The following is a 6,000-nucleotide window of genomic DNA, read 5'->3' on the forward strand; positions in this document are numbered from 1 at the left end:
TACCATAAAAAGAGAATCTCATGATTGAGGTTCTCTTTTGCTTTAAATAGTTCCGGTCAAGCTTTTTAGATAAACCATCACTTCTTTATTGCCTGCCATTTCGGCCAGTTCTAGTGCCGTATGTGGACTGCGATGGGCAATATCTGCACCTTTGCTAACCAGAAGTTTGACTACGTCTAGATGATCATTTTCAGCGGCGGCCTGTAAGGCGCTATAGCCTTCTTCATCGGCGGAGTTGACGTCCAGACCTTCTTGCAAGCCCTGCTCGACCTGTTCGATGTCGCCTAAAGATGCCCAGTACACCAGTTCAGGAAGATGTAATTCGTCATCATCTTCAGGGATTGGGGAGAATGAGTCGAATTGCATAGAATCTACCTCAAGATTTATTTTAAGTCTGAGGGTATAAAAGCATATCCATTATAACTAATCCAATCCATGTGCAAAAAATTTCCTAATGATTTAACTGACTCAATATTAGCTGTAGGACCCATTAAAAAACTAGAGAAAACATTTCTTTTATTATTTTCTTTATATTCATGGATATACCATACACCCTGTATATGTTTTCTTTGAATATTGCCTTGTTCATCTTTTCTATGTAATAGACGACTTATTTCTTGGTAAATAAAATCTTGATCATGAAAATCATTTCTTTCATTTAGAAGAACTAATATCCCTGTGCAATCATCTTTTCCTATAGCTTTTTTAGTTTCAGAGATTTGTTTATCTGCTGATGAAAGAAGTGATCGCAAATTTCGAGAGGCATAATCACATAATTTATTTCTAATAAAATTAGGATCTTTATGTTTTTGGATCAACTCTTCAATATGTACAGTCCCAAAAAATTCTGGGAAATCCTGATCTTTATCTACTTGATCATTTGTAAAGTCATTAATTGTACTCTGTCTATCTTTTTCTAAAAATTTGACTTCCAAAATCCATGAGCGCTCAAAAGCAAAATAATCTGCCTTACGCCCTATAAATTTAATATCCTGTATATCATCTATCGATTCATATTCAGAATCCGCAAACTTCTTAAAACGATCATTTAGGTTCATTTATTTATCACTTTTTTAATATTTTTAAAATTTATCATTTAATGATAATAATAAAAAAGCCCCCTTTCGGAGGCTTCTTATTTAAAAACTTAGCTTTAAGCTTTAGACACTGCTGGCTCAATTGCACCAATCTTTTCAGATTCATTGTCATGCATGATTAACGCAACCGCAATTGCAGTAATCAGAACCGGTAAGCCGACTGCCATAAAGTTGAAGTAAGCAGGCAGGTTCATACCAAGCAAACCACCAATCAGGATCGGCCCTACAATCGCGCCCATACGACCAATCGCAGAAGACCAGCCAATGCCTGTCGAACGTACCGCAAGCGGGTAGAACTGCGCAACATAGCTATATAGCAACATTTGTGAACCAATCGACGCTGCACCCGCCAGAAACACCAGGATGTAAAGTAAGAATTGGTTAGATGCGAAGCCCATCAGGCTCATCACAATCGCACCCATAATACCCAGGAACATCAGTACCGGTTTCAAGTGGAAACGATCCGCCAGAATACCACCACCCACAATACCCACGACCGCACCCACGTTCATCACCATCATGAACATCAGACTGTTGTCCATCGAGTAGCCCGCTGCCATCATCAACTTCGGTAACCAGCTACTTAAAGCATACATGGTTAACAGACAAGTGAAGAACGCGACCCAGAACAATAAGGTATTGACCGCACGGCCACGACGGAACAAGCTCACCACGTTCGCTGCTTCAGGCACATTTTCCTGTGGCAGGGTAAGCGTTGTATTCTCGGTAACCGTTAGATTTGGTGCCAGACGACGTACAATTTGACGTGCTTCAGCCTGCTTGTTTTGCTTCACAATAAATGCCAGCGATTCAGGCAAAAATTTCCAGATCACTGGTAATAAAAATAATGGAATACCCGCGATAAAGAACATGATTTCCCAACCAAAACTTGGGGTAAACCATGAACCCAACAACGCAGCCATTACACCACCGACGGCATAACCACTAAACATGGTGGTTACCAAGGTACTGCGCATTTTTTGTGGCGCATATTCCGAAGTCAATGCCACCAGATTCGGCATGACCCCACCAATACCCAGACCGGCAAGAAAACGTAAAATACCGAATTCGGTTGGATTTGAGGCAAAGCCACCCGCAAAAGTTAAACCACTGAATAATACAATACAGATCATGATCACTTTCTTACGACCGATCTTGTCCGCGAGGGAACCGAAGATCATCGCACCAAACATCATGCCAGCCAGTGCGGTACTTGCAAGCATGCCCGCTTGCACTGCACTTAAGCCCCAGTCTTGCATCAGTAAGGGTAAAACCACACCATTGATTGCTAAATCGTAGCCATCAAATAAGATAATGAGTAAACACCAAGCAACTACATTGAAGTGGAAAGGCGTGAATTTCGCATTATCGACTACAGAATTTACATCTATTTTTTCCGTTGTCATCGTTCTCATCTCCCATGAGTACTTGTCCATAACATCTTTGTTGAAGATTGAAGGCAATCTTCAATGTCAGGCAATATACGCAAGCGGGATTTAAGGCACAATAAGACTAATTGATATTCTGCTATGATAAATGTAATGCCATTTATTTGCGTGATATGTCACATTATTATTAAAATTAAATTTTAAGCTATTAATCATAATGACTTTAATTTAAGCAGAATTTGTAGATTTTTTAGCTCAATCACTTTTTTTGAGTGGTTTTATTTCATACTAAAAATATAAAAAACCCCTTCAGACAAAGGGGCTTTTTTAGCTGAATGAATCTATGAGGATCGTTTAAATTTTGGCTGCTTTTAATTGTTTCACCTGAACGCGACCGGGTTGTGGTTGACGAATCATTGAAATAGCGATGATGCCAATAATACCCGGCATGGCAACCGCGATGAAATTCCATTTATGTGGTAATTCCATACCCAGCAGCATACCAATCACAATTGGACCTACAATTGCACCTGTACGCCCCACAGCAGACGCCCAACCAATACCGGTAGAACGTACTGCAACAGGATAGTATTGAGCAACATAGCTATATAACAAGATACTGGTACCAATAGATGAAGCACCTGCCAAACTGACAAGTAAATAAATAACAGGTGTTGGAGAGTTAAAGCCTAAACCAACCAGAGACAGTACACCCACAGTTAACATACTAATAAGAACAGGTTTAAAGTCAAAACGGTCTGCCAGAATACCACCGCTAATGGTTCCGATCACGGCACCAATATTCAGTGCTAATAAGAACATTAAACTGCTGCCTAAAGAATATCCCGCAGCCATCATGAGTTTTGGCAGCCAACTTCCAAGTGCATAAAGCATGAGCAAGCACATAAAGAAAGCAATCCAGAATAAGAATGTTCCCATTGCACGATTTTCTGTAAATAACGCTTTTACTGATGCACTTTGTGTCTGATCGCCTGTGGCTAGAACCAGTTCAGTGTCTGCTCGTACGTCTGCAGTTGGCTCAACTCGTTTTATAAAATGACGTGCCTCATTCATTTTTTGTTCTTTAACCAAGAAAGTTAGAGACTCAGGTAAGAACTTCCAAAACAATGGAACAAAAAGTAAGGGAATACCTGCAATGAAGAACATAATTTCCCAACCAAAACTTGGGGTAAACCATGTACCACATAATGCAGCCATAATCCCACCTACGGCATAACCACTAAACATGGTGGTTACAAGTGTACTTTTTAAACGTTTAGGCGCATATTCAGAGGTTAAAGCAACCAGGTTAGGTAATACCCCGCCTATGCCCAAGCCGGCAATAAAACGTAAAATACCAAACTCTGTTGGAGTGGTGGTAAATCCACCCAAAAATGTAAAAGCACTAAATAAAGTGACACAAATTAAAATCACTTTTTTACGACCGATTTTGTCTGCAAGCATCCCAAACAGCATGGCACCAAACATCATGCCGGCTAGTGCTGTACTGGCAAGCATGCCTGCTTCAACAGCACTCATGCCCCACTCCTGCATCAGTAGAGGCAGAACGACACCGTTAATTGCTAAATCATACCCGTCAAATAGAACAATAAACAAACACCACAATACAATGCTTAAGTGAAATTTCGTGAATTTTGCCTGATCAATCACATCATTCACACTAACCGTATTTGCTGCCATTTTCGTGTTTTCTACCATTTTTACTCACCTCCTGTGAGTTATTATTCGTTGTTTTCAGCACGACACATGCCACTAACTCTTATTTATTATTTTTGATGATTCTTATCGCCATGTTCGTGCAACAACTTAGTTCAACACAGCTAATTTTCAGGCAATATGCGACTAAAGTCTTAAGCTTTACTCAAAATTCTAAACCCATGCGTCTAGTTTTTAATGATTTCTTAACAATTCAAGCCACTTCTTCGATATAAAAATCCCTGAGTTCTCAGACTCAGGGAACGTTTTAAAATTTAGAAAAAACTGAAATTAATATAATGCTTGAGCTAATCGGATCTGAATAATTTCATTATCATCTGCCAGATTTCGATTACGACCACTTGAACCGGGAAAGTTATTGTCATTCAAGACGGTAATTAAATCAGGCCCTTCAATAATAATGTCTTCAATGGTCTGAAATGGAAAACCAAAGCGCTGACCGGTGGCAAGATCTCCCGGACGTACCGGACCATAAAGTAAATCTGGATTGGCCAGATCCATTAAATTAACCAGTTCTTCACGTGCGACAGACTCACCGGACTGATTCAATCTGACCTTGATTAATTTTTTATAGCCGCCCAGATTATTTTCACTGTCATCACGTTCAATAATCACACCTTCTTTGGCACTAAATAACTGAAAATCACCAATTGCAGAGGCTTTCGAAGCCAACTCAAAATAATAGAAATTTCTAGTATAAACTTTCTTTTCCAGATCAAATTCTGAAATGATTAGTTGTGGCGTCGTGGCATTTAATAAAGGTTTTTCAAGTAAAGGATATAAATAGCGACCATTGGGGGAAATTGCCATACCTTCAAAGCCCCCACTCCGCTGTACCAAAGGTTCAATATAACCGGTAGTCCCCTTGTTTAGCTGATTTTGTGGAGATCTGAGTTCAGTTCCAGCTTCTAATGGATGCGCTAAAGCAATCGGCGGACTTTTTAATATTCCATCTGCACTAAAATGTAATAAATAAGGGCCAAATTCATCTCCAATCCAGATATCGCCATTGGGCGCGCGCTGCATAGATTCCGGATCAAAGTCAGCACCTGTCAATAAACGCTCTTGAGTATTCTGATGGACAATTTCAAAAGGAATCAGTTTGTTCGGATCACGAAGCTGAATATAAGATAAATGTTTGACAGTTGCTGTACCGCCCGCCTTGGTTCTGAAATCGCTAGAAAGATGATGCAAACGCAATAAATAATCAGAAGAATTATCTTGCGAGCCAAAGCCATTATCCGACATCACCAGATAAGTTCCATCCGGCTGCTTTAATGCAGCAGAAAAACCCTGTACAGGCTGGCCTGAAAATGGAGGAAAAATACCATTTGTCCCACGTACATCTCGTCCTGAATCAGGTCCTTCTGCATAGGTCTCTACATCCAGTTTGGCAAAAGACACCAAAGTTGGTTCAGTTACGCTTTCGATGGGCTGAAGGGTTTTATCATCGGATTCATTGCATGCCGTCAGAGAGAATACAGAGACCGCCAGCAAACTTAAAGAAATTTTTCTCATACGTCTATTCATCTTTTTATAAAGTCGACGTCTTATTTAATACAGTTTGAATGACAGGACAGTTGCGATGAGATGAAGTTTTAAGGACAGTTTTATCTTAATAATATTATCCCGCGCACAAAAAAACACCCCCAAGCCTTGGCTTGAGGGTGTTTCGAATAATGAGCTGGCGATGACTTACTCTCACATGGGTAACCCCACACTACCATCAGCGCAAAGAGGTTTCACTTCTGAGTTCGGGAAGGGATCAGGTGGTTCAC

The 6,000-nt window shown here is 40.2% G+C and carries 5 protein-coding genes and 1 rRNA gene; all 6 read right to left on the bottom strand.

What is annotated here, in order from left to right; genetic code table 11:
- Nucleotides 1-42: 42 nt before the first annotated feature.
- Nucleotides 43-366, bottom strand: coding sequence for an ankyrin repeat domain-containing protein (locus FTU42_RS13260; protein ID WP_180083578.1), 324 nt, complete (start codon nt 364-366; stop codon nt 43-45).
- Nucleotides 367-383: 17 nt separating this feature from the next.
- Complete coding sequence (locus FTU42_RS13265) at nt 384-1,058, bottom strand: hypothetical protein (RefSeq protein ID WP_159516523.1); 675 nt, start codon at nt 1,056-1,058, stop codon at nt 384-386.
- Between the two features lie 95 nt (nt 1,059-1,153).
- Nucleotides 1,154-2,503 carry an aromatic acid/H+ symport family MFS transporter gene (locus tag FTU42_RS13270; RefSeq protein ID WP_074383777.1) on the bottom strand — a complete coding sequence of 450 codons (1,350 nt, stop codon included), beginning with the start codon at nt 2,501-2,503 and terminating at the stop codon, nt 1,154-1,156.
- 336 nt (nt 2,504-2,839) lie between these two features.
- Entirely contained in the window at nt 2,840-4,204 is a 1,365-nt protein-coding gene (locus FTU42_RS13275) for an MFS transporter (RefSeq protein ID WP_171294226.1), read from the bottom strand.
- Between the two features lie 288 nt (nt 4,205-4,492).
- The gene (locus FTU42_RS13280) at nt 4,493-5,740 is read right to left on the bottom strand and encodes an esterase-like activity of phytase family protein (RefSeq protein WP_257225597.1); all 1,248 of its coding nucleotides are present in this window, start codon (nt 5,738-5,740) and stop codon (nt 4,493-4,495) included.
- 164 nt (nt 5,741-5,904) lie between these two features.
- A 5S ribosomal RNA gene (rrf, locus tag FTU42_RS13285) occupies nt 5,905-6,000 on the bottom strand; the annotation flags it as partial.

The organism is Acinetobacter sp. YH12102, from assembly GCF_013419125.1.
Lineage (GTDB): Bacteria > Pseudomonadota > Gammaproteobacteria > Pseudomonadales > Moraxellaceae > Acinetobacter > Acinetobacter pseudolwoffii.

Excerpts from the sequence above, each read along its gene's own strand:
- FTU42_RS13260 (WP_180083578.1), bottom strand. The coding sequence starts at position 366 with ATGCAATTCGACTCATTCTCCCCAATCCCTGAAGATGATGACGAATTA.
- FTU42_RS13265 (WP_159516523.1), bottom strand. The coding sequence starts at position 1,058 with ATGAACCTAAATGATCGTTTTAAGAAGTTTGCGGATTCTGAATATGAA.
- FTU42_RS13270 (WP_074383777.1), bottom strand. The coding sequence starts at position 2,503 with ATGACAACGGAAAAAATAGATGTAAATTCTGTAGTCGATAATGCGAAA.
- FTU42_RS13275 (WP_171294226.1), bottom strand. The coding sequence starts at position 4,204 with ATGGTAGAAAACACGAAAATGGCAGCAAATACGGTTAGTGTGAATGAT.
- FTU42_RS13280 (WP_257225597.1), bottom strand. The coding sequence starts at position 5,740 with ATGAGAAAAATTTCTTTAAGTTTGCTGGCGGTCTCTGTATTCTCTCTG.